This window comes from Micromonospora humi (assembly GCF_900090105.1).
GTDB lineage: Bacteria > Actinomycetota > Actinomycetes > Mycobacteriales > Micromonosporaceae > Micromonospora > Micromonospora humi.
Window position 1 is genome coordinate 94088 of sequence record NZ_FMDM01000015.1, and the last position, 19752, is coordinate 113839.

25 protein-coding genes are annotated in these 19752 nt (G+C 74.0%); 7 read left to right on the plus strand and 18 right to left on the minus strand.

What is annotated here, in order from left to right:
- Positions 1 to 28: 28 nt before the first annotated feature.
- Together GA0070213_RS25150 and GA0070213_RS25155 are read left to right on the plus strand one after the other, a co-directional pair.
- The gene (locus GA0070213_RS25150; protein ID WP_091070075.1) at positions 29 to 541 is read left to right on the plus strand and encodes a hypothetical protein; all 513 of its coding nucleotides are present in this window, start codon (positions 29 to 31) and stop codon (positions 539 to 541) included.
- Between the two features lie 39 nt (positions 542 to 580).
- A complete protein-coding gene (locus tag GA0070213_RS25155) occupies positions 581 to 2839 on the plus strand; it encodes an AAA family ATPase (protein ID WP_091069855.1) in 2259 nt (752 codons plus the stop codon).
- A gap of 111 nt (positions 2840 to 2950) precedes the next feature.
- On the opposite strand, the gene GA0070213_RS25160 is transcribed toward GA0070213_RS25155, so the two are convergent.
- The 12 genes from GA0070213_RS25160 to GA0070213_RS25215 form a co-directional block, all read right to left on the minus strand.
- Positions 2951 to 3343: a gas vesicle protein K gene (locus tag GA0070213_RS25160; RefSeq protein WP_217628657.1), complete on the minus strand. Its 393-nt coding sequence runs from the start codon at positions 3341 to 3343 to the stop codon at positions 2951 to 2953.
- Positions 3340 to 3642, minus strand: a complete 303-nt coding sequence (locus GA0070213_RS25165) for a gas vesicle protein (RefSeq protein WP_091069857.1) — start codon at positions 3640 to 3642, stop codon at positions 3340 to 3342. The genes GA0070213_RS25160 and GA0070213_RS25165 overlap by 4 nt, the downstream gene beginning before the upstream one ends.
- Positions 3633 to 4451 (minus strand): GvpL/GvpF family gas vesicle protein, encoded by an 819-nt coding sequence (locus tag GA0070213_RS25170; RefSeq protein ID WP_091069859.1) that lies wholly within the window; start codon positions 4449 to 4451, stop codon positions 3633 to 3635. The genes GA0070213_RS25165 and GA0070213_RS25170 overlap by 10 nt, the downstream gene beginning before the upstream one ends.
- Complete coding sequence (gvpJ, locus tag GA0070213_RS25175) at positions 4432 to 4803, minus strand: gas vesicle protein GvpJ (RefSeq protein WP_091069862.1); 372 nt, start codon at positions 4801 to 4803, stop codon at positions 4432 to 4434. The genes GA0070213_RS25170 and gvpJ (GA0070213_RS25175) overlap by 20 nt, the downstream gene beginning before the upstream one ends.
- Position 4804: 1 nt before the next feature.
- Complete coding sequence (locus GA0070213_RS25180; protein ID WP_091069864.1) at positions 4805 to 5110, minus strand: gas vesicle protein GvpO; 306 nt, start codon at positions 5108 to 5110, stop codon at positions 4805 to 4807.
- Positions 5107 to 5445 carry a gas vesicle protein GvpG gene (locus GA0070213_RS25185; protein ID WP_091069867.1) on the minus strand — a complete coding sequence of 113 codons (339 nt, stop codon included), beginning with the start codon at positions 5443 to 5445 and terminating at the stop codon, positions 5107 to 5109. The genes GA0070213_RS25180 and GA0070213_RS25185 overlap by 4 nt, the downstream gene beginning before the upstream one ends.
- A gap of 2 nt (positions 5446 to 5447) precedes the next feature.
- Positions 5448 to 6203 carry a GvpL/GvpF family gas vesicle protein gene (locus tag GA0070213_RS25190; protein WP_091069869.1) on the minus strand — a complete coding sequence of 252 codons (756 nt, stop codon included), beginning with the start codon at positions 6201 to 6203 and terminating at the stop codon, positions 5448 to 5450.
- A gap of 1 nt (position 6204) precedes the next feature.
- Positions 6205 to 6624: a gas vesicle protein GvpJ gene (gene gvpJ / locus GA0070213_RS32835; RefSeq protein WP_091069871.1), complete on the minus strand. Its 420-nt coding sequence runs from the start codon at positions 6622 to 6624 to the stop codon at positions 6205 to 6207.
- Positions 6621 to 7640 carry an SRPBCC family protein gene (locus GA0070213_RS25200; RefSeq protein ID WP_091069873.1) on the minus strand — a complete coding sequence of 340 codons (1020 nt, stop codon included), beginning with the start codon at positions 7638 to 7640 and terminating at the stop codon, positions 6621 to 6623. The genes gvpJ (GA0070213_RS32835) and GA0070213_RS25200 overlap by 4 nt, the downstream gene beginning before the upstream one ends.
- Positions 7641 to 7642: 2 nt before the next feature.
- On the minus strand, positions 7643 to 8101 hold the full coding sequence (locus tag GA0070213_RS25205) for a hypothetical protein (RefSeq protein WP_245716543.1): 459 nt from the start codon (positions 8099 to 8101) through the stop codon (positions 7643 to 7645).
- Positions 8102 to 8358: 257 nt separating this feature from the next.
- Entirely contained in the window at positions 8359 to 8868 is a 510-nt protein-coding gene (locus GA0070213_RS25210) for a GNAT family N-acetyltransferase (protein WP_091069876.1), read from the minus strand.
- Between the two features lie 151 nt (positions 8869 to 9019).
- Entirely contained in the window at positions 9020 to 9922 is a 903-nt protein-coding gene (locus GA0070213_RS25215; RefSeq protein WP_091069879.1) for a hypothetical protein, read from the minus strand.
- Between the two features lie 143 nt (positions 9923 to 10065).
- Here GA0070213_RS25215 and GA0070213_RS25220 point away from each other — a divergent pair, with 143 nt between their 5' ends.
- Positions 10066 to 10278, plus strand: coding sequence for a hypothetical protein (locus GA0070213_RS25220; protein ID WP_091069881.1), 213 nt, complete (start codon positions 10066 to 10068; stop codon positions 10276 to 10278).
- A gap of 6 nt (positions 10279 to 10284) precedes the next feature.
- Here GA0070213_RS25220 and GA0070213_RS25225 read toward each other — a convergent pair whose 3' ends face one another.
- The 4 genes from GA0070213_RS25225 to GA0070213_RS25240 form a co-directional block, all read right to left on the minus strand.
- Complete coding sequence (locus tag GA0070213_RS25225) at positions 10285 to 10755, minus strand: DUF3263 domain-containing protein (protein ID WP_091069883.1); 471 nt, start codon at positions 10753 to 10755, stop codon at positions 10285 to 10287.
- Between the two features lie 137 nt (positions 10756 to 10892).
- Positions 10893 to 11906 carry an ABC transporter permease subunit gene (locus GA0070213_RS25230; RefSeq protein ID WP_091069886.1) on the minus strand — a complete coding sequence of 338 codons (1014 nt, stop codon included), beginning with the start codon at positions 11904 to 11906 and terminating at the stop codon, positions 10893 to 10895.
- Positions 11903 to 12904 (minus strand): ATP-binding cassette domain-containing protein, encoded by a 1002-nt coding sequence (locus GA0070213_RS25235; protein ID WP_091069889.1) that lies wholly within the window; start codon positions 12902 to 12904, stop codon positions 11903 to 11905. Before GA0070213_RS25235 ends, GA0070213_RS25230 begins: the two co-directional genes overlap by 4 nt.
- 93 nt (positions 12905 to 12997) lie before the next feature.
- Positions 12998 to 13783, minus strand: a complete 786-nt coding sequence (locus GA0070213_RS25240; protein ID WP_091069891.1) for a DeoR/GlpR family DNA-binding transcription regulator — start codon at positions 13781 to 13783, stop codon at positions 12998 to 13000.
- A 199-nt stretch (positions 13784 to 13982) separates the two neighbouring features.
- Here GA0070213_RS25240 and GA0070213_RS25245 point away from each other — a divergent pair, with 199 nt between their 5' ends.
- Genes GA0070213_RS25245 through nagA form a run of 3 tightly spaced genes read left to right on the plus strand, consistent with a single transcriptional unit; the run spans position 13983 to position 16947 of the window.
- Positions 13983 to 14912: an SIS domain-containing protein gene (locus tag GA0070213_RS25245; RefSeq protein ID WP_091069894.1), complete on the plus strand. Its 930-nt coding sequence runs from the start codon at positions 13983 to 13985 to the stop codon at positions 14910 to 14912.
- Positions 14909 to 15841: an ROK family protein gene (locus tag GA0070213_RS25250; RefSeq protein WP_091069897.1), complete on the plus strand. Its 933-nt coding sequence runs from the start codon at positions 14909 to 14911 to the stop codon at positions 15839 to 15841. Before GA0070213_RS25245 ends, GA0070213_RS25250 begins: the two co-directional genes overlap by 4 nt.
- Positions 15838 to 16947: an N-acetylglucosamine-6-phosphate deacetylase gene (gene nagA, locus GA0070213_RS25255; RefSeq protein ID WP_091069899.1), complete on the plus strand. Its 1110-nt coding sequence runs from the start codon at positions 15838 to 15840 to the stop codon at positions 16945 to 16947. Before GA0070213_RS25250 ends, nagA begins: the two co-directional genes overlap by 4 nt.
- A gap of 16 nt (positions 16948 to 16963) precedes the next feature.
- On the opposite strand, the gene GA0070213_RS25260 is transcribed toward nagA, so the two are convergent.
- The gene (locus GA0070213_RS25260; protein WP_245716544.1) at positions 16964 to 17473 is read right to left on the minus strand and encodes a CGNR zinc finger domain-containing protein; all 510 of its coding nucleotides are present in this window, start codon (positions 17471 to 17473) and stop codon (positions 16964 to 16966) included.
- 84 nt (positions 17474 to 17557) lie between these two features.
- Between GA0070213_RS25260 and GA0070213_RS25265 the strand changes: the two genes are divergently transcribed.
- Complete coding sequence (locus tag GA0070213_RS25265) at positions 17558 to 18427, plus strand: alpha/beta fold hydrolase (RefSeq protein WP_091069903.1); 870 nt, start codon at positions 17558 to 17560, stop codon at positions 18425 to 18427.
- 61 nt (positions 18428 to 18488) lie between these two features.
- Here the strand turns inward: GA0070213_RS25265 and GA0070213_RS25270 are convergent, their stop codons facing one another.
- Positions 18489 to 19751 (minus strand): DUF4032 domain-containing protein, encoded by a 1263-nt coding sequence (locus GA0070213_RS25270; protein WP_175441483.1) that lies wholly within the window; start codon positions 19749 to 19751, stop codon positions 18489 to 18491.
- Between the last annotated feature and the right edge of the window lies 1 nt (position 19752).

Sequence of the window (19752 nt, forward strand, 5' to 3'; positions counted from 1 at the left end):
GTCCGTGATCTGCGAAGGGGTGGACGCGATGAGAGGTGATCTGGACGAGACACTGGCCCGGCTGGCGCGGCGGGAGGAGGCGCAGCGCCGCCGCGTGCCGCTGCCGGACGAACCGGCCGGGGGGATCGACCGGGGGACGCCCGTCCCGGAACCGGTGGAGCCGGCGGAGCGCCGGGCCGGGCACGGTGCGTACCGGCTGCGGGGCGGCGTGGCGCTGCGGGGTGGCGAGACGCCGCCGCGCCGGGACCCGGTCGAGGAGGTCGCCGAGGCGGTGCGACGGGTGGTCGCCGAGCACCCCGGGCTCGCCGTGACGCTGCGGGTGGAGGTGGGCGAGCAGGCGTACCCGCTGCGGGTCTCCTGGGCGGGCCCGGCGGTGACGGTGGGTCCGGTGCCCGCACCGACGCCGCCGCCGGCCTGGCCGATGTCGGTGAAGACGGTGGTCGCCCCCGGCAACGACCCGCTGGAGGCCGATCCGGCGGCCCGGCTCGCCGAGATGATCCGGCGCGACCCCTCACTGCTGGAGGACCCGGGCGCACGCTGAGCCGCGCGGTGGTCCCGGGCCGGCAGCTACTGTCGGCGGGTGGCGGAACCCGACCTGACCCTGACCGCGAGCCTGCGGCCGGCCGCGCTGGACGCCCGCCGCGGCGTCGTGCGTCTGCACCCCGAGGTGCTGACCGCGCTGGCGCTGCGTCCGGGCGACCCGGTGCGGCTGACCGGCCGGCGGGTGACCGCCGGCATCGCGGCAGCCGCCGACCCGGGCACGAGCAGTCTCCTGCTCCACGCCGACGACCTGCTGCTCGGCAACCTCGGCCTGCGGGCCGGCGGCCAGGTCACGGTGAGCCCGCTGCCCTGCACCCCGGCGACCCGGGTCACCCTGACCGGCCCGGTGGCGGTGACCGCCGCGGTGCCCCCGGAGATGCTGCGGCTCGCGCTGCTGGGCAAGGTGGTCACCGCCGGTGACGACGTCTCGCTGCTGCCGCAGGACGTGCTCCCGGACGCCGCCGTGCGCGGCCTGGTCGAGGCCGCGCGGCGCAGCCTCGCCAGTTCCGTCGGGTACGCCTGGACCAGCACCCTGCTCGACGTGGTGGCGGCCGAGCCGGCCGGCGGTGCGCTGGTCACCATGGACACGGTGGTGGGCTGGGAGCACGGCGCCGAGACCCACGGCTCCGGCCCTCGGAACGGGGCCACCGCCCGCCCGACCCCCGGCTCGCCGTCGCCGACCGGCACGGCCGCCGCGGGCGGTCGGCTCCCGGCCGGCGGGCTGCTCGGGCCGGAGGACGCGCCCGACGTGGACGAGCTGCCGGGCCTGCGGGCGCAGGCCGAGGAGCTGACCGAACTGCTGGACCTGGGCTTCCACCACCGGGAGGTGCTGGGCCGCCTGGCCACCACGGTCTCGCTCGGTGTGCTGGTCGAGGGTCCGGCCGGCTCGGGCAAGTCGTCGCTGGTCCGGGCCGTCGCCGCCCGGGTGGGCGCGTCGATCCGCCCGCTCTGGGCACCGGAGCTGGCCGCGCTGGCCACCGACGCGGCGGCCCGCCGGCTGCGGGAGGCGGCCGCGGCGGTACGCGCCGACGGACCCGCCGTGCTGCTGGTCACCGACGTGGAGGCGCTCGCTCCGGCCGACGACCCGGGTCCGCTGGCCACCGTGTTCCGGCAGCTGGTCGACGAGGTCCTGCGCGCCGGGGCGGCGGTGGTCTGCACCACCGGGCGGCCGGAGGCGGTGGACGCGGCGTTGCGCGGCCCGGACCTGCTGGCGCTGCGGATCACCGTCGGGCTGCCCGACCCGGCGCTGCGCCGGGAGCAGTTGACCGTGCTCACCCGGCAGGTGCCGCTGGCCGGCGACGTCCGGCTGGACGAGGTGGCGGCGCGTACCCCTGGTTTCGTCGCCGCGGACCTGGCCGCGCTGGTGCGGGAGGCCGGGGTGCGGGCGGCGCTGCGGCAGAAGACGGCGGAGACGCCGACCGTGGCGATGGCCGACTTCACCGCCGCGCGGGAAGTGGTCCGCGCGACCACGATGGCCGCCTCCACCCTGGAGCTGGCCTCGGTGACGCTCGACGACGTCGGTGGCCTGCACGAGGTGAAGCAGACCCTGACCGAGTCGGTGCTCTGGCCGCTGACCTATCCGGACACGTTCGCCCGGCTGGGCGTGACGCCGCCGCGCGGTGTGCTGCTCTACGGTCCGCCCGGCTGCGGCAAGACCTACCTGGTCACCGCGCTGGCGGGCGCCGGCCGGGCGAACGTGCTGTCGGTGAAGGGCGCCGAGCTGCTCTCCAAGTGGGTGGGTGAGAGCGAACGCGCGGTCCGCGAGCTGTTCCGCCGGGCCCGCGAGGCGGCGCCCACGCTGGTCTTCCTGGACGAGGTGGACGCGCTGGCGCCGGTGCGCGGCCAGGCCACTGACGGGGGCACCACCGACCGGGTGGTCGCCGCGCTGCTCACCGAGCTGGACGGGGTGGAGGCGCTGCGCAACGTGGTGGTGGTCGGCGCGACGAACCGGCCGGAGCTGGTCGACCCGGCGCTGCTGCGCCCCGGCCGGCTGGAACGCCCGGTCTACGTGCCGCCGCCGGACGGGCCGGCCCGCGCGGAGATCCTTCGGGCCGCGGCCCGGCACGTCCCGCTCGCGCCGGACGTCGACCTGGACGCGCTCGGCGCCGAGCTGGACGGCTTCTCCGCCGCCGACTGCACGGCGCTGGTCCGGGAGGCGGCCCTGGCCGCGATGCGCGAGTCCCTCACCGCGAGCACGGTCACGGCGACGCACGTCGAGGCGGCCCGCGCCCGGGTCCGCCCGTCCCTGGACCCGGCGCAACTGGCCCGCCTGAGGTCCTACGCGGACCGCCACCGCTGACCCGACCCCCGGACCCCGACCCTCGGTCGATCATGAGGTTGACCGCGATCCGGATCTCCGTCGGTGCCGCCAACTTCATGATCGACGCCGCCTCGGGCGTGCGGCGGGCGGTCAGTCGGTGGGGAGGAGGGGGCCCAGCGGGCCCAGGTCCAGGTTGAGGTCCTCGGCGGCCAGGCCGAAGTAGTCGCGGAGCTGGGACATCTGCTCCTCCAGCGCCATCAGCGTGGCGCCGATCCGCTCGATCTGGTCGTCGGTGAGGTCGCCGAGGTCGACCCGGCGCAGCGCCTGCCGTTCCATGAGCTGGCGGAGCAGCTCGATGACGGTGAGCACCAGGCTGGCCAGTCCACGCTCGACCGAGTTCTCGTCGACCGCCAGCCGACGGTCCAGCGGCCGCACCCGGGGCGCCTGCCACTGCGGCTCGCCGAGCGCCGCCGCCAGCTCGGCCGCCTCGTCCCGGCCGGTCACGGCGTGCCCGCGCGGGGCTTCCGCCGCGTGGCCGGTCACGGCAGCACCGCCGGGGCGGGCGGGCCGCCGACGGAATCGGCCGGGGCGAGCGGTCCGACCGCCGGACCCGGCAGGACGAGCGGGCCGGTCGCCGATCCGGGTGGCACGAGCGCGCCGACGGACGCGACGAGCGCGCGCAGCGAGATCCGGACCAGGTCCACGTCCGCGATCGCCAACGTGATGTCCCCGGTGATCACCACGCCGGTGGCGAGGACCCGGTCGAGCAGGTCGACCAGCGCGACCTGCTGGTAGGCCGCCGGGTCGTCGGCGCTGCTCGGCGCCAGCGCCGTCACTCCCATGCCGGCTCCGCCGCCGGTTCGGCCACGAAGGAGTACGGCGGCCACGGCCCGGTCAGCTCGAACCGGAGTTCCGGATGCCGCTCGGCCAGCTCCCCCGCGAGCGCGGCGAACGCGTCCACCCGGGTGCGCTCCACCAGGTAGGCGCCGTTGAGCACCATGGCGGTGGCCGCGCCGGACAGCCGCCGGTCCTGCGGCGGGTGCCGCCGGGCGGCGACCGCGTGCCCGGCCAGCGCGGCGTGCACGGTGGCCGCCGCGTCGGCGGCGATCCGCTGCCCCTCCTCCCGCGCGGTGAGCTGCGCCCGCCGTCGCCGCAGGTACGCGGCGCCCGCCCCACCCCCGCCGGCGGGTTCCTCGACGCGCGGGGTGGCGCCGGGCACCACGTACCCCTTGACGCCCCACTCCTCGCGGCCGGTGAGCCGGGCCAACGTGTCGGCCAGGGCGTCGTGCCGTTCGGCCAGCGCCCGCACCACCCGGTCGTCGTCGCGGTGGACGGTGGCGAGCCGGGCCGGCACCACGGCGACGGTGCGGGCGAGCGCGTCCACCACCGCGTGGTGCGCCCGGGCGGCCCGCTCCAACCAACCCAGGTCCTCCAGGTTGCGGCGCAACGCCTCCTCGCCGTACTCGGTCAGCGGGACGTCGGCCACCACGGCGACCAGGCCGGCGCCCGCGACTGCACGCACCGGGGTGCCGGCGATCCCGGCGATCCCGACCAGGGACGCCGGGTCCACCTCGGCCACCACCGCGTGCAGCCAGACGCCGGTCCCGAGCGTCGGCGCGACCGGGACGGGCTCAGCGGTCGTACCGTTCATCCCGGTCCCTCCTCGCGGCCCGGGCGGCGACCCGCGGCCGGCGCGACGCCTCGACCTCCTCCGGGTCGCGCGGACCCGGCTCCACCGGCGGGCGGGCCCGGGAGCTGAGCCACGGGTCGTGTTCCCACCAGTCGATGCCGATCTGCCGTGCGGTGTCCACCGAGGCGATGACCAGCCGCAGCTTGAGCGTCAGCAGTTCGATGTCGAGCAGGCTGACCCGGATGTCACCGGCGATGACGATGCCCCGGTCCAGGACCCGTTCCAGGATGTCGCCGAGGTTCGCCGGCTCGTTGCCGGCCGGCAGCACCTGGCCCGAGTTCTGCACCACGGGTGGCGTCGACGCTTGGCTCATGTCAGCCCCCGTCGCCCTTGCCGCGTTGGTAGCGGCGGGTCCGCCGGTAGCCGAGCAGGCTGCCGGTCATGTCCAGCTCGACCTCGTAGAGCCCGAGCAGGTCGGTCGAGGCCGGGATGCGGTGGTCCTCGACCACCTCCACCCCGACCAGCCAGCCGTCGTCGGTGGGTTGGATCGAGGTGATGCCGAGCGCGTCCCGGCCGGTCAGCGCCACCACCTGACGCTGCCCCTCGCGGGCCGCCTGGGCCGCGCTGATCTCGTCCTCGTCATACCGCTCGCGGTCGTCCCGGGTCCGCGCGGATGTCATCGTCGCCCCCCTCGTGGCCGGCGCGGCCCGCCCCGGCGGTCGGTGGTCTCCCGCCGCGCGGCCGCCGGCCGCCGCGCCGCCCCGTTCCGGTCCGACGGGGTACGGCCGGCGGCCGGCCCGGTCAACCGTTCCAGGACCTGCTGCTGCCCGCGGTCCCGCTCCTCCGGCGTGATCTCCCCGGCGGTCGCGGCCCGGTCCAGCTCCTCCAGCTCCCGCCGGATGTTGACCGGGCTGTGCTGCTGCGACTCCGCCTCCCGGGCGACCACCTTGACGATCGCGGTCAGCCCGCGCACCGGCGCGTAGGGCAGGGTCAGCAGCGTCCAGAGGATGTCCATGCTCACTCCACCAGTTGGTGCGCGCTGACGAAGTCGTACGGCGCCAGCGGCCCGATCAGGCGCATCCGGATCAGCTTCCGCCGCTGCTCGGCGAAGTCCTCCACCGCTCCGATGAACTCGTCCTCGTCCTCCTCCGCGATCAGGAACGCGACGTGCACGGCGTCCATCTCGTGGCTCGGGGCGCGGGCCGCGTCCGCCACCGCGTACCGGCCCACCGCGTCGATCAACTCGCGGTTCTCGGACTCCCGGCGCAGTTCCACCGACTGGCTGATCATCTCGCCGAGTCGGATGCGCTGCTCCCGGCTCTGCCCCTCCGGCCGGCCGCGCACCTGCTCGGCGAGCGCGGCGGCGTCCCGGCTGGCGGCGAGCAGCTCGCCGATGAACTCCTGCTCGTCGAAGCGGCCGTGCACGGTGTACTGCACCCGGCCCTCGAACTCGTCCAGGGCGGCGGCGAACCGGTCGTGGTGCGCGTCGAGCAGGTCGGCGACCGCGTCCTCGCCGGTCACCACCGTGCCGAACCGCACCGGCAGGACCGGCGCGACCTCCGCGGTGCCGTCCAGCAGCCGCTCGTACGCGGTCAGGTCGGCCGGCCGGCCCAGCGGCTCCTCCAACACCACCTCACTGACCAGCGCGGCCAGCTCGCCGTGCCGGACCGCGCTCACCTCGCCCGGCGGGGAGCCGACCCCCTCCGCGTCGGGGGTCGGCTCCACGTCGGACGGCACGATGCCGTAGATGAACAGCCCGCTGTCCTGGGCCATCTCAGTCCTCCCCGTCCCGCCGGCGCGACCGTTCGCGCCTGGCGCCACGATCGCGCACCGAGTCCGCCACCGCGCCGCTGATCTCCTGCGCCGCCTTGCCCAGCCCGGCCACCGCCGTGCCCTTCGCGGCCGCGCCCGCGGCGCCGTCGATCAGGTCGGGCAGCGTCTTCTGGTCCTTCGGCACGATGCTCATCCGGTCGACCGCCTCGGCGTACCGCAGGTACGTCTCGATGCTGGAGATCACCACTCGTGCGTTGATCTCCAGGAGCTGGATCCCGACCACGGCGATCGACACCTGGGCGTCGATCACCACGCCCTTGTCCAGCACGGTCTCCACCACGTCGGCGAGCGCGCCGCCCGCACCGCCGCCGCCGGTGCGTTCCAGCGCGCCGCCCGGCTGCCCGGCCGTCGCCACGCTCATTCGCCACGCTCCTCACGGCGCCGCCGGACCACCGGCCGGCGGGGCGCGTCGGGTGCGCGGCGGGCCCGTTCCTCGCGGGGCGCCCGCTCCTCGCGCTGCGGGCGGCGGGCGCGCTCGGGCTGCCGGCGACGCGGCGGCTGCTCCTCCGCCGGCTCCTCGTCGTGGCCCGGCTCCCGCCCGCTGCCCTCCTGCTCCTCACGGAGCGCGGTCTCGTGGTCCTTGACCACCTCGGAGTCCCGGATCTCGCCCCGCCAGCCCTCGACCGAGTCCGGGTCGAGCACGGTCTCGGTCATCACGTGCCGGACGAAGTGCTTCAGCTCCAACCGGACCCGGCGGCCCTGGGCCCGCCAGAGGTTGCCGGTGTGCTCGAAGAGGCCCTGCGGGTGGTACTCCAGCACGACCAGGATGCGGGTCAGTTCGGGGCCGACCTCGTGGAAGCTGACCGTGCCGTCGACCGAACCCTTGTCGCCCTTGGACCGCCAGTGGATGAGCCGGTCCGGGATCTGCCGGACGATCGTCGACTCCCAGGTGCGGTGCGACCAGAGGACCTGGGCCTTCCAGGTCATCTTCTCGTCCTCGTCGTTGTCGGCCTGCTCGACCTTCTTCATGAAGCTCGGGAAGTCGCCGAAGGTGGTCCACTGGTTGTAGGCCACCCGGACCGGCACGCCGACCTCGATGGTCTCGACGATGTTGGTGACCTTGAGCTTCTTGCCGCCGCCCTTGCCACCCTTGCCGCCGCCGAACGCCGACATCAGCTTCTCCTTACCGCCGGCCAGGCCGGCATGGAACATGGCCTTCAGCGGGGAGTGGCCGTCGGCGAGCTTCTGCGCGCCGGTGGCCGCGGCGACCAGGCCGGGGCCGCCACCCTGCTTCGCGTACTCGCTGAGCCGCCCGGTGGCGCCGGTGACCCGCTCGGTCACCACCTGCACGGCGCGTTCGCCGATCGCGGTGGCGAGGTTGCGCAGTTCGCCGCCGATCTGGTCGCGCGCCCGGTCGGTGAGGCTGGTGGTGGGCATGGTCACCGCCCCCGACGTCGGCGCACGGGGGCCGGCTGCTCGCCGCGGTCCTCGTCGTCGGCCGCGTCGTCGTCGTAGTCGGCGTCGGGCTGGTCGTCGAGTTCCTGCTCCTCGTCCGGAGCGGACCGCTGCCCGTCCTCCGCCGGCGCGCCGGAGCGGCGGCGCAACGCGTCCGCGCCGCCGCGCAGCCGACCGCTGACCGCGTCGATACCGCTGCCGGCGGCGGCGGTCGCCGCGGCCCGGCCGGCGGTGACCAGCGGCGCGCCGAGCTTGCTCAGGTTGCCCAGTTGTGGGTTCGCCCCGAGCAGGCCGGTGGCCATCTGCTTCAGGCCGCCGGGGTTCTGGCTGGCCCGGCCGGCGGCCACGGCGGCGGCCAGGGTGAGTGCGGTCCGCAGCTTCCGGCGGCGGCCGAGGACATATCCGAAACCGACCGCGAGTGCGATCCGAGCTCCGCTCTTCATGAGTTCTCCTTCGCTCCCCGGCAAAAGGGACACCCGATGGATGGAGCAGGCCCGGACGACAACTGCCGGGGATCAGCGAAAAGGGCCTGCGAACCGGTGTCCCGCATCAGCGGACCCGGCCGGCAGTACCCGTCAGAGAATGGGCGAAACATTTGCTCGGTGGAACCAGATAGGCGTCGCAGCGGGGTGGAAACCTCACATCAGGACGCCAACGAGCAGGTAGAACGCGCGAAAGTTGCCGAACGACAAGCGATGACTCAGTGGGTCGGGAGGGCCGAATCCAGACACATTCTGGCGAACGTCTTTCCGCCTTCTTCGCGCAATTCCGCGCCACATTTGCGGAGCACCGAAATGGCACCGGCATTGTCCGGCGTGGTGTCGGCCACGACCGTGTGCATCCCGGCCGCCGCAGCGGCGTGCAGCAGTTCGCGCAGTGCGGCGGCGCCCAGGCCACGACCCCGGGCGGACCGGCCGAGCCACATCCCGGTCTCCACCGTCCCCGGCTCGTCGCGACGGGCCATCCGCACCATGCCGACCACCTCGCCGCCGGAGACGATCGCGAACATCAGGGTGCCGGTCGGGCCGTCCAGCCCGCCGAAGCTGGCCCGGTGGAACTCACGGAACGCGTCCCGGCGGGCCAGCGACCAACCGGCCGGAGCGTCCACCGGAGGCATCACGTCCTCCGGCTCCGCCTCCGCCGCCGCTACGGAGAGCAACGGCTCCAGGTTCCGCTCGTCCACCGGCTCCAGCTTCACCGCACCAGTCACGAGCCGGAGTCTGCCGGCCGGTGCAGCGCCCGTCCACCCCTTTGCCGACTCATTGCCGGTACGGCGGAACGGGGCGGCCGGTCGTACCCCCGGGGTGTTCCGCCTCACGCTGCGTTGTCATCCGACCGGTCCGATCCGAGCGTGAGGGTGCTCACGCCGGAGGGCCGAACTCACAGAGCGCCACCGACGCGTCGTCGGTGCGCTTGCGCCGGCGCAGCCGGTCGGAGTGGTCCCGCTCGGCCACCCGGACCCGGTGGATCAGACCCTCCGGACCCTCCACCGCCACCACCTCCAGCAGCCCGGCCCAGTCGAAGAGACCGAACTGCTCGACCGCGCAGGACGCGCCGTCGCTGAGCAGCACCGCCCGACGCAGCGCCCCCGGCCCGCGCAGCGGCACCGACCCGGTCACCGCGTGGTACGCCGCGTCCGGGTCGGCGGCCGCCGCCCAGTAGCCGTGCGTTCGGTTCATCCGGGTCCGCTGCACCGTCACGGCCCGCCGGAACCGGGTCGACGGGTCGGCCTCGCCGTCGGGCAGCGCGGCGGCGGTCCGGCGCAGGTCGGCAAGCGCGGTCTCCAACCGGTCGTCGGAGACCACCTCGATCCCGTCGCCGGTGTCCAGCACCAGCGGGCTGTCGCAGAGCACCAGGTGGTCGACGCGGTCACCGCCCTCGCGCAGCAGGCAGACGGTGGACGACGGGGTGCCCGGGTGGTCGAGGTCGCAGGCGCCGCCGTGGTCCGCCCGCACCGCCAGGATCGCCGCCGCCAGGCTGCTCATCAGCGTCGCCGCCGGGCGCGCGGCGACCGCCAGGGCGATCCGGGCGGCCAGATGCCGCACGTACCAGGCCGGGCCGTGCACGCAGCCGGTGTCGAAGCCCGCCGGCACGGTCGCCCCGTCCAGGATGCCGACGAGCGGACCGAACCGGAACACCAGGTCCTCGTTCTCCGGCCGACCCGGTGCCGGGTCGGAGGCGGTACGGACGCGCATCATCGGTGCCGCACCGACCGGTCGGGTCGTCGCGCTGCCGGTCGCGTACCGGCGGTCCGGTGCCCCCATCGATCCACTCCCTCCGTCGCCGCCCGCCGCCTTACCCGGAGGGTGCGCGGCCATGCCGCACATCCGGTCAACTCGACGTCACGACCCTGACGCAGCCGGTAGCGTCGGTCTCGACCTGCTCGGACCGTGACAGGGGGATCACCATGTTGGAGCGGCTGCACGAGTCGGGAATCCGCGCGGAACACGCCTACCTGGCCGGGTTCGTCAGCATCGGGCTCTCGTTCACCAGTTGGTTTCTCTCCAAGAGCCTGGAACGCGCCGGCGTGGACCGGGCCGACCGCTGGGGCATCTTCATCGGCGAGTGGGCGCCGACGTTCTTCGCCATCGGCAACGGGCTGCGCTCGTACGAGAAGTGAGGCCGGTCAGCGTCGCCGGCTGCGCGCCCGTGACGAGCGGAGCCGGCGCAGCCGGCCGATCAGCAGCGGCTCGGCGGCCAGCGCGGCCGGATGGTCCAGCAGCGCGTTGAGCAACTGGTAGTAGCGCGTCGCGGAGAGGCCGAACGTGTCCCGGATGGCCTGCTCCTTGGCGCCGGCGTGCTTCCACCACTGCGCCTCGAAGTCGAGGATCCGCCGCTCCCGCTCGGTGAGCCCACCGGCCGGTCCGGCAGCAGGTCCGGGCTCGTCGGCATCGCGCCGAGCCTCGTCGGCAGCGGTGGCCGGCTCGGCGAGCGCCGCGGCTTCGGCCGTCGACCGGGGCTCGGCCTCGACCGGAGGCGCGGACTCGACCGGCGGGGCGGGGCGGGGCGGCGGCACGGAGAGGCCGGCGCTCCGGCGCGTACCCCTGGTCGTGGCCGACTCGTCGACGGCGGCCCGGTCGGTGGCGTCGGCGGACATGGCGCTCCTCTCCGACGGCGAATGACCGGCGCGGGAGACGCGCCGGTCGGGGGAACCCCAGCGTAACCAGGGCCGCCACCGGACGCACCGGCCGCGTGGTCCGCGCCGCCGGCGTCGGCCGGCGGCGCGGACCACGGTCAGGCGATGTCCCGCCGGCGCATCGCCCAGAACGCGGCGACCAGGGCCGCCACCGCGCCGATGCCGAACACCACTGCCGACTGCTCCCAGGTGACCACGTACTTGGCCGGCTCGCAGGCGCCCTTGGCGAACTGGCAGGTGTCGTAGTCGAACAGCTCCGCCTGCTTCATGAACCACGACTGGGCGTACGTGGAGAGCACGTAGCGTTCGCCGAAGGACACCCCCAGCACGCCGACCGCGATCCGGATGCCGATCTCGCTGATCGCGAAGAGCGCCACCGCCGCACCGAGCGCCATCGCGGTGTGCCGGCCCAGCGAGGCGAGCGCGTAGGCGACCGCGCCGACGACCAGGATCAGCGCCACCGCGCGCAGCCCGTCCAGCCCGATCGAGCGCCACGCCCCGGCGGTCATCTTCGCGGTGGTGCCCCGGGACGTGCCGATCAGCCAGAACGCCGCCGTCCACAACGCGCCCAGCACCACGCTCAGCCCGAGCACGGTGGTGAGCAGCGCGGCCAGCTTGGTGCCCAGCACGGCCAGCCGCTTCGGTCGCCAGAGCAGCAGGTTCATCATCCCGCCGGTGTTCCACTCGGCGCCCACGAAGGACGCGCCGACGATGAACGCGAAGAGCGCCACCGCGCCGGCGAACACGGCGATGAACATGGGAAACTCGGCCCGGAAGTCGAACTGGTAGGGCAGGTTCCACTTCGGGTCGAACATCTCCGGCTGCGGCTGGTAGTCCTTGCCGCAGTTCTGGCCGTACCGTTCCTCGGTCTGCTCGCCCTTGGCCTGGGCGGCCTCGCACTCGGTGACCGTGCGCTGCCACTCCTGGACCGACCGCTTGTACTGCGCGTCGGACTCGGCCTGCGCGGCGGCCACCACCTCGGGTGAGAGCTTGTGGCTGGAGAAGCTGAACGCGGTGGCCACGGTGGCGAGCCCGAGCACCAGCAGGACCAGCATGAGCCGGGTGAGCCGGCGCTTGGTGAGCCGGCGCAGCTCGGTGACGAACAGGCTCATGCGCCCCAACCTCCTGCGGTGCCGGTCTGGTCGACCTTGGCGGACTGATCGACCTGACGGTTCTGGCCGGGGACCGGCGCGGTGGCGGTCAGTTCGAGGAACACGCTCTCCAGGTCGACCGCGACCGGGGTGAGCTCGCTGACGTAGAGGCCCTGCTCGGCGAGGATCCGGCTGACCTCGGCCGGCTTGTCGACGTCGGCGAGCATCAGGTGGTCGGGCTCGGCGGCGGCGACGCGGATCCCGGAGCGGGTCAGCGTCTCCGCCGCGTGGGGCAGGTCGGTGACCGCCTCCAGTCGGACCCGCACGCTGTTCTGGGAGTGCGCCGCGAGCACCTGGTCGACCGGTCCGAACGCGACCCGCCGGCCGAGCGAGATGATGGTGACCGAGTCGCAGATGAGCTGGATCTCGCCGAGGATGTGGCTGGAGAGCACCACGGTCATCCCGGATTCGGCCAGCTCGCGCATGAGCCGGCGCATCTCCCGGATGCCGCCCGGGTCGAGGCCGTTGGCCGGCTCGTCCAGGATCAGCAGCTTCGGGTCCTTGAGCAGCGCGGACGCGACCGCGAGCCGCTGCTTCATGCCGAGCGAGTAGGTCTTCACCCGCTCCCCCGCCCGGTCGCGCAGCCCGACCTGCTCCAGCACCTCGTCGACCCGCCGGCGCGGCAGCTCGCCGGCTTGGGCGAGCAGGCCGAGGGTGTCCCGCGCGGTGAAGTGCGGGAAGAACTGTGGGCTCTCCACGATGGCGCCGACCTGACCGGCGACCGCCGGCAACGCCCGCGGCAACTCCTGGCCGAGGATGGCCATCCGGCCGCCGTTGGGCCGGATCAGCCCGAGCAGCGTACGCAGCGTGGTGGTCTTGCCGGAACCGTTGGGGCCGAGGAAGCCGTGCACCTGGCCGGCCTCGACCCGCATGTCGAAGCCGTCGAGCGCGTGGCGGACCCCGCGTTTCCGGCTCCGGTACGTCTTGCGGAGACCTTCGATCTCCAGGACAGCCGACACAGCTGACCTCCCCCGATGAGTTAGGTGACAGCGACACCATACGCGGTATGCACGGGAAGGCAATACCGGGTATGCAGTATCGGCGTGTCCCGCTCAGGCGCAGACGACGTGCACGCCGGCGTCCCGGAACGCCTGCACCAGGGCGGGGGCGGCCCCCGAGTCCGTCACCAGCGTCTCGATCCGGTCGACCGGGCAGATCCGGGCGAACGCGTGACCACCCAGCTTGGACGAGTCGGCGATGACCACGACCCGCTTCGCCCGCGCCACCATCAGGCTGTTCATGGCCGCCTCACCCTCGTGGTGCGCAGCGGCGCCCAGCTGCGGGTCTATCGCGTCCACGCCGAGCAGCGCCACGTCGAGCGTCACCTCCCGCAGCAGCGCCCCGCCCAGCGGCCCGACCAGTTCGAACGACTTCGGCCGGACCACGCCGCCGGCCACCACCACCTTCATCCGCGAGCGCACCAGCAGCTCGTTGGCGATGTTCAGCGCGTTGGTGACCACGGTGAGCTGGGCGCCCTCGGCGCTGGTGTTGAGATCCGGGCGGACCGCCAGGGCCCGGGCCACCTCGGTGCTCGTGGTGCCGCCGTTCAGGCCGACCACGGTGCCCGGAGAGACCAGCGCGGCGGCGGCCGCGCCGATCCGCTGCTTCTCCGCCGAGTGCTTGGCGGTCTTGTAGCGCAGCGGCAGGTCGTAGGAGACGCCGTTGGCGACCGCGCCACCCCGGGTCCGCGTGATCATCTGCTGCTGGGCGAGCTGGTCGAAGTCCCGCCGGATGGTGGCCTGGGAGACCTCCAGCCGCTCGGCCGCCTCCTCGACGCTGACCCGGCCGCTGTCGGTCAGCATCTCGAGCAGCGCGTTCCAACGCGCGTAGCGGTCCACCGCGGGGGCCTCCCCTGACTGTGCACGTACGGTGATTGATTGCGTGCACAGTAGTGCGCGAAACTGGGTCTGCGCAAAACCCTGTTCTGCGCGAACCGGGAGATGGTTGCCACGCCCACCCCGCTTCGCGCAGAATGACGCGCGAAAGAAGGCCCTATCGCGCCGTATTGCGCAAGGTCTCCCCTGGCGAGGAGTTGTCATGGCGTACGTGCACGCGGAGATCGCGAGCCAGCCCGACTGCTGGCGTGAGGCGGCCCGGCTCGCGCCGACCGTCGCCGAGCATCTGCCGCGCCCCGGCGAGCGGGTCGCCGTCGTCGGCTGCGGCACGTCGTGGTTCATGGCGGCGGCGTACGCCGGGCTCCGCGAGGGCGCCGGCCAGGGTGAGACCGACGCCTTCCAGGCCAGCGAGTTCCCCACCGGCCGCCGCTACGACCGCCTCATCGCGATCACCCGCTCCGGCACCACCACCGAGGTGCTCGACCTGCTCGCCGCGCTACGCGGGCGGATCCCCACCACGGTCCTGGTGGGCGACCCGGGCTCGCCCGCCGTCGCGCTGGCCGACGCCGCCGTCGCGTTGCCCTTCGCCGACGAGCGCTCGGTCGTGCAGACCCGCTTCGCCACCACCGCGCTCGCGCTGCTCCGCGCCCACCTCGGCGAGGACCTCGGCCGGCTGGCCGCCGACGCGGAGGTGGCCGTCCGGGCCCCGCTGCCGATCGACCCGGCCCGCATCGAGCAGGTCACGTTCCTCGGTCGCGGCTGGACCGTCGGGTTGGCCCAGGAGGCCGCGCTGAAGTGCCGCGAGGCCGCCACGTTCTGGGCCGAGGCGTACCCGGCCATGGACTACCGGCACGGCCCCATCTCGATCGCCGCGCCGGGCCGGCTGGTCTGGGCGTTCGGGGGGATCCCGGACGGGCTGGCGGAGGACGTGGCGGCCACCGGCGCGGCGTTCGCGCACAGCCGCACGCACGGCTGCCGCACGGTGCTGACCAGTTGGGCGGCCGGGCGTACCCCGGTCGACCCGATGGCCGACCTGATCCTGGCCCAGCGGTTCGCCGTCGCGCTGGCCACCAGCCGCGGCCTCGACCCGGACGCGCCCCGGCACCTCACCCGGTCCGTGGTTCTGGCGTGAGCGCAGGCGACGAGGTCGTCGTCGCGCTGGACGTGGGCGGCACCGGGATGAAGTGCGCCCTGGTCCGCCCGGACGGCACGACCGTGCACACCGAACGGCACGCCACCGATGCGCAGCGCGGGCCGGACGCCGTGGTCGACACGATCCTGGAGGTGGCCGACGGGCTGGCCGGCAAGGCGCGCGCCGCCGGCCGCACGCCGGTGGCCTGCGGCATCGCCGTGCCCGGGGTGGTCGACGAGACGCGCGGGGTGGCGGTCTGGTCGGCGAACGTGGGCTTCCGCGACGTACCCCTGCGCGAGCTGGCGACCACGCGCCTGGGCCTGCCCGCGGCGCTCGGCCACGACGTGCGGGTGGGCGGCCTGGCCGAGGCCCGGCTCGGCGCCGGCCGGGACGCCGGCCACGTGCTCTTCGTCGCGATCGGCACCGGCATCGCCGCCGCGCACGTGGTCGGCGGGTCGGCCGCCACCGGCGCGCACGGCGCCGCCGGGGAGATCGGCCACATTCTGGTACGCCCCGGCGGCCCGCGCTGCGGCTGCGGCCGCGACGGATGCCTGGAGGCGGTCGCCTCGGCCTCGGCGATCGGCCGCCGGTTCACGGAGCTGGCCGGCGCGCCGGCCACCGCCGCCGAGGTGGCGGATCGGGCGGCGGCCGGCGAGCAGCTCGCCGGCGACGTCTGGCGGGCGGCGGTCGAGGCGCTCGCCGACGGTCTCGCCACCGGGCAGGCGCTGTTCGACGTGGCGACCGTGGTGCTCGGCGGCGGCCTGGCCCAGGCCGGCCCCCTGCTGTTCGACCCGTTGCGGGAGGCGTTGCGCGAGCGGCTGACCTTCCACCGCGAGCCGCGCCTGGTCGCGGCCGCCCTCGGCGACGAGGCCGGCTGCCTCGGCGCCGCCCTGCTGGCCCTGGACACCCTGGCGAAGGAGAGTCGATGACCCGGCGCGTGACCGGCAAGGTGGTGGCCCCGACCGGTGTCATCCGGCAGGGCTGCGTGGAGATCCGGGACGACCGGATCAGTGCGGTCGCCGACTACCCGTCGGTACGGGACGGCCACTGGATCGTGCCCGGCTTCGTGGACATGCACACCCACGGCGGCGGCGGGCACACGTTCACCACCGGCGACCCGGAGTCCGCCCGGCGGGCCGCCGGGTTCCACCTCGGCCACGGCACCACCACGCTGCTGGCCAGCCTGGTCAGCTCGCCGTTCGCGCTGATGCGCGACGCCACCGCCGCGTTCCGCCCGCTGGTCGAGTCGGGCGTGCTCGCCGGCCTGCACTTCGAGGGCCCCTACCTGTCCGCCGACCGCTGCGGCGCGCAGAACCCGGAGTTCCTGCGCGACCCGTCCACCGAGGAGCTGACCGAGCTGATCGAGCTGGGCGGCGGCGCGGTGCGGATGGTCACACTCGCCCCCGAGCGGGCCGGCGCGACCGCGGCGATCGAACTGCTGGTGGCGCACGGCGTGGTGGCGGCCGTCGGGCACACGGACGCCACCTGGGCGCAGACCCGCGCGGCGGTGGCCGCCGGCGCCAGCGTCGGCACCCACCTGTTCAACGGGATGCGTTCGGTGCACCACCGCGAACCCGGGCCGGTGGTGGCGCTGCTGGAGGCCCCGAACGTGGTCTGCGAGCTGGTCGCCGACGGCGTACATCTGCACGACGGCATGCTCGGCTTCGCCACCTCGGTGGCCGGCCCGGAGCGGGCCGCGCTGATCACCGACGCGATGGCCGCCGCCGGCATGCCCGACGGCGACTACGAGCTGGGCGGCCAGGCGGTCACCGTGGCCGACGGCGTGGCCCGGCTCAGCGCCGGCGGCGCGATCGCCGGCAGCACGCTCACCATGGACGCGGCCCTGCGGCACGCGGTCGGCGCGGGCGTGGCGATGCCGGACGCCGTTCGGATGGTCGCCACCACCCCGGCCCGCGCCCTCGGCCTGGGCGACCGGGTGGGCGCGCTGCGGACCGGCCTACGCGCCGACCTGGTGGTCCTGGACGACGACCTGAACGTGGTCCGGGTGATGCGCGGCGGCGACTGGGTGGAGTGAGCCGGGCGGCGTTTTCTCAGGGTTCCGTCCGCATCCTGCTGTAGTGCCGGCGGGCCTTCAATCGGTTGCCGCAGGTTGCCATCGAGCACCAGCGGGCGGTGTTCGAGCGACTCCGGTCGACCAGAAAGAGGCGGCACTCGTCGTTCGCGCAGGGGCGGAGGCGGCCGGGTGCGCTCTCGCGCAAGGCGGCCCAGCTGAGCACCGCCCGCGCGACGCTGCGGTGATCCGGCGGGGCGATCAGCGACCAGTCGAGCCGCGTCGCCGTCAGCTGGGGTGCCTGATGCACACCGACCAGCAGTGGTGCGAGGGAGTCGGCGGGGCGATCGCCGCGGGCCACCTCTTGCAACAGAGGACGGGCGGAGCGTACGGCGTCCAGTTCCTCCCGGGTGCCGGTGCCGCCGAGGCCGCGCAGCCTCGATCGCGCCTCGGCCGGGTCGGCGAGGAGGTCCCTCACCGCACCGTCGAGCACCGGGGTGCTGTTGAGGACGAACAGCAGGAGCTCCTCGTCGGTGGAGATCACCGTCACCGAACTAACCTCCATTCTCGGCTTGCATGGTTAGAAGCTTACCACTAGCTTCGTAACCACTGAAACCGGCAATGGAGGTTAGACATGCGAGCGTTCCACCGATACGCCGTCGTGGAGGGGCATCGGCTCTTCTACCGCGAGGCAGGTCCGTCCGACGCTCCCACCGTGGTGCTGCTGCACGGCTACCCCAGCAGTTCGTTCATGTTCCGCGAGCTGATCCCGAGGCTGGCCGACAGATACCACGTGATCGCCCCCGATCACCTCGGCTTCGGTCAGTCGGACAGTCCCACGGTCGAGGAATTCGATTACCGCTTCGACTCGCTCGCCCGGCTCACCGCCGGCCTGCTCGACCAACTCGGCCTGCAGCGGTACGCCATCTACGTGCAGGACTACGGCGCGCCGGTCGGGTGGCGGCTCGCCCTGCAGCCCCACAGCCCGGTCAGCGCCGTCGTCAGCCAGAACGGCAACGCCTACGAGGCCGGCTTCGTCCCCGACTTCTGGGAGCCGATCTGGGCGTACGGGGAGGACCGCAACCCGCAGACCGAGGCGGCCCTGCGCCCAGCTCTGGCACGTGACGCCATCGTCTGGCAGTACACCCACGGCGTGCCGGACCCGAGCGTGGTCAGCCCCGACACCTGGACGCTGGACCACGCTCTGCTGCAGCGCCCGGGCAACGACGAGGTCCAGCTGCGCCTGTTCCACGACTACCGGACGAACCGCGCTCTGTACCCCCGGATCCAGGAGCACCTGCGGATCAACCGGATCCCCGTACTGGCGGTGTGGGGTGGCAACGACCAGATCTTCGCACCGGGAGGGGCGAGAGCCTTCGGCGAGGACCTGCCCGACGCCGAGGTGCACCTCCTGGACGGGGGGCACTTCCTGCTGGAGAGCAATCTCGACGAGGTCACCGAACTCACCCGAGCCTTCCTCGACCGAGCACTGCGCCCCAGCTGACCGCCTTGTCACGCCGGACATGGTCGACCACTGTGCCTGGTCGCCATGTCGGGGCGGACGGTCAGGCGGTGGGCACCTCGACGCCGAGCACCGCCTGCTCGTCCGGGCGGTGCACCAGCACGTCGGCCAGGTAGGAGTGCACGGCCCGGCGCATCCCGACGTCGCGGCCCGCCTGCTCGGAGAGCAGCCACTTGTGCTCGATGATCTGGGCGAACAGCTCCTGCGGCTCAAGCTTGCGCCGCAGGTGCCCCGGCACCGCCCGGACCACCGGCTCGAAGACCTCGGTGAGCCAGCGGTGCGCCGCCTGCTGCTCGTCGGTCAGGTCGCTCTCCACCCGGTAGGCGTCCAGGTCGTTGAGGAGCTTGCGGGCCTGGTTCTCCTCGGCGTCCAGGCCGGTGAGCCGCAGCAGCCGCCGGGTGTGGTAGCCGGCGTCGACCACCTTGGGTCGCACCAGGTAACGCCCGTTGTCGACCGTCGACATGGCCACCTCGGCGACGTCGAAGCCCAGCTCGTTGAGGCGGCGGATGCGTCCCTCGATGTCGTGCCGGGCGGCGCGCTCGACCTGCTGCTCGTAGGTGATCTCGTGCCAGAGCCGCTCGTAGCGCCGCACGACCTCCTCGCAGACCACCTCCGGGTCGATCGACTCGTGCAGCAGCCCGGCGGCCTGCAGGTCGAGCGCCTCACCGAAGATGTTCACCCGGGCGATCTCCAGGTCCTCCCCGCGCTGGCCGTTGGAGAGCGACGGGTGCAGCGCCCCGGTCTCGGCGTCCACCAGGTAGGCGGCGAACGCGCCCGCGTCCCGCCGGAACAGCGTGTTCGACAGCGAGCAGTCGCCCCAGAAGAAACCGGTCAGATGCATCCGCACGATCAGCGCGGCCAGCGCGTCCAGCAGCCGGTTCATCGTCTCCGGGCGCAACGTGTTGGAGAACAGCGCGCGGTAGGGCAGCGAGAACTGGAGGTGCCGGGTGATCAGCACCGGGTCGAGCGGTTCACCGTCGTCGGTCTGCCGGTCGGCCACGATCGCGATCGCCTCGACCGACGGGAAGTCGATCCGTTCCAGCGCCCGCAGCAGGTCGTACTCGCGCTCGGCGACCCGCTCACCGGTCTCCTTCACCGCGTAGACGAAGCCGCCGAGCCGGACGAAGCGCACGACGTGCCGGGAGATGCCCTGCGGCAGCGCCACCAGGTGCTCGGCAGGCCACTGCTCCAGCGGGGTCGACCAGGGGAGGTCGAGCAGCGCCGGGTCGACGAGGGCCGAGGTGATCCGCACGGCAACCAGTGTGACCGCTGGCTCCCCGGAGCGCTTCCCTTCGTGGTTCGGCACA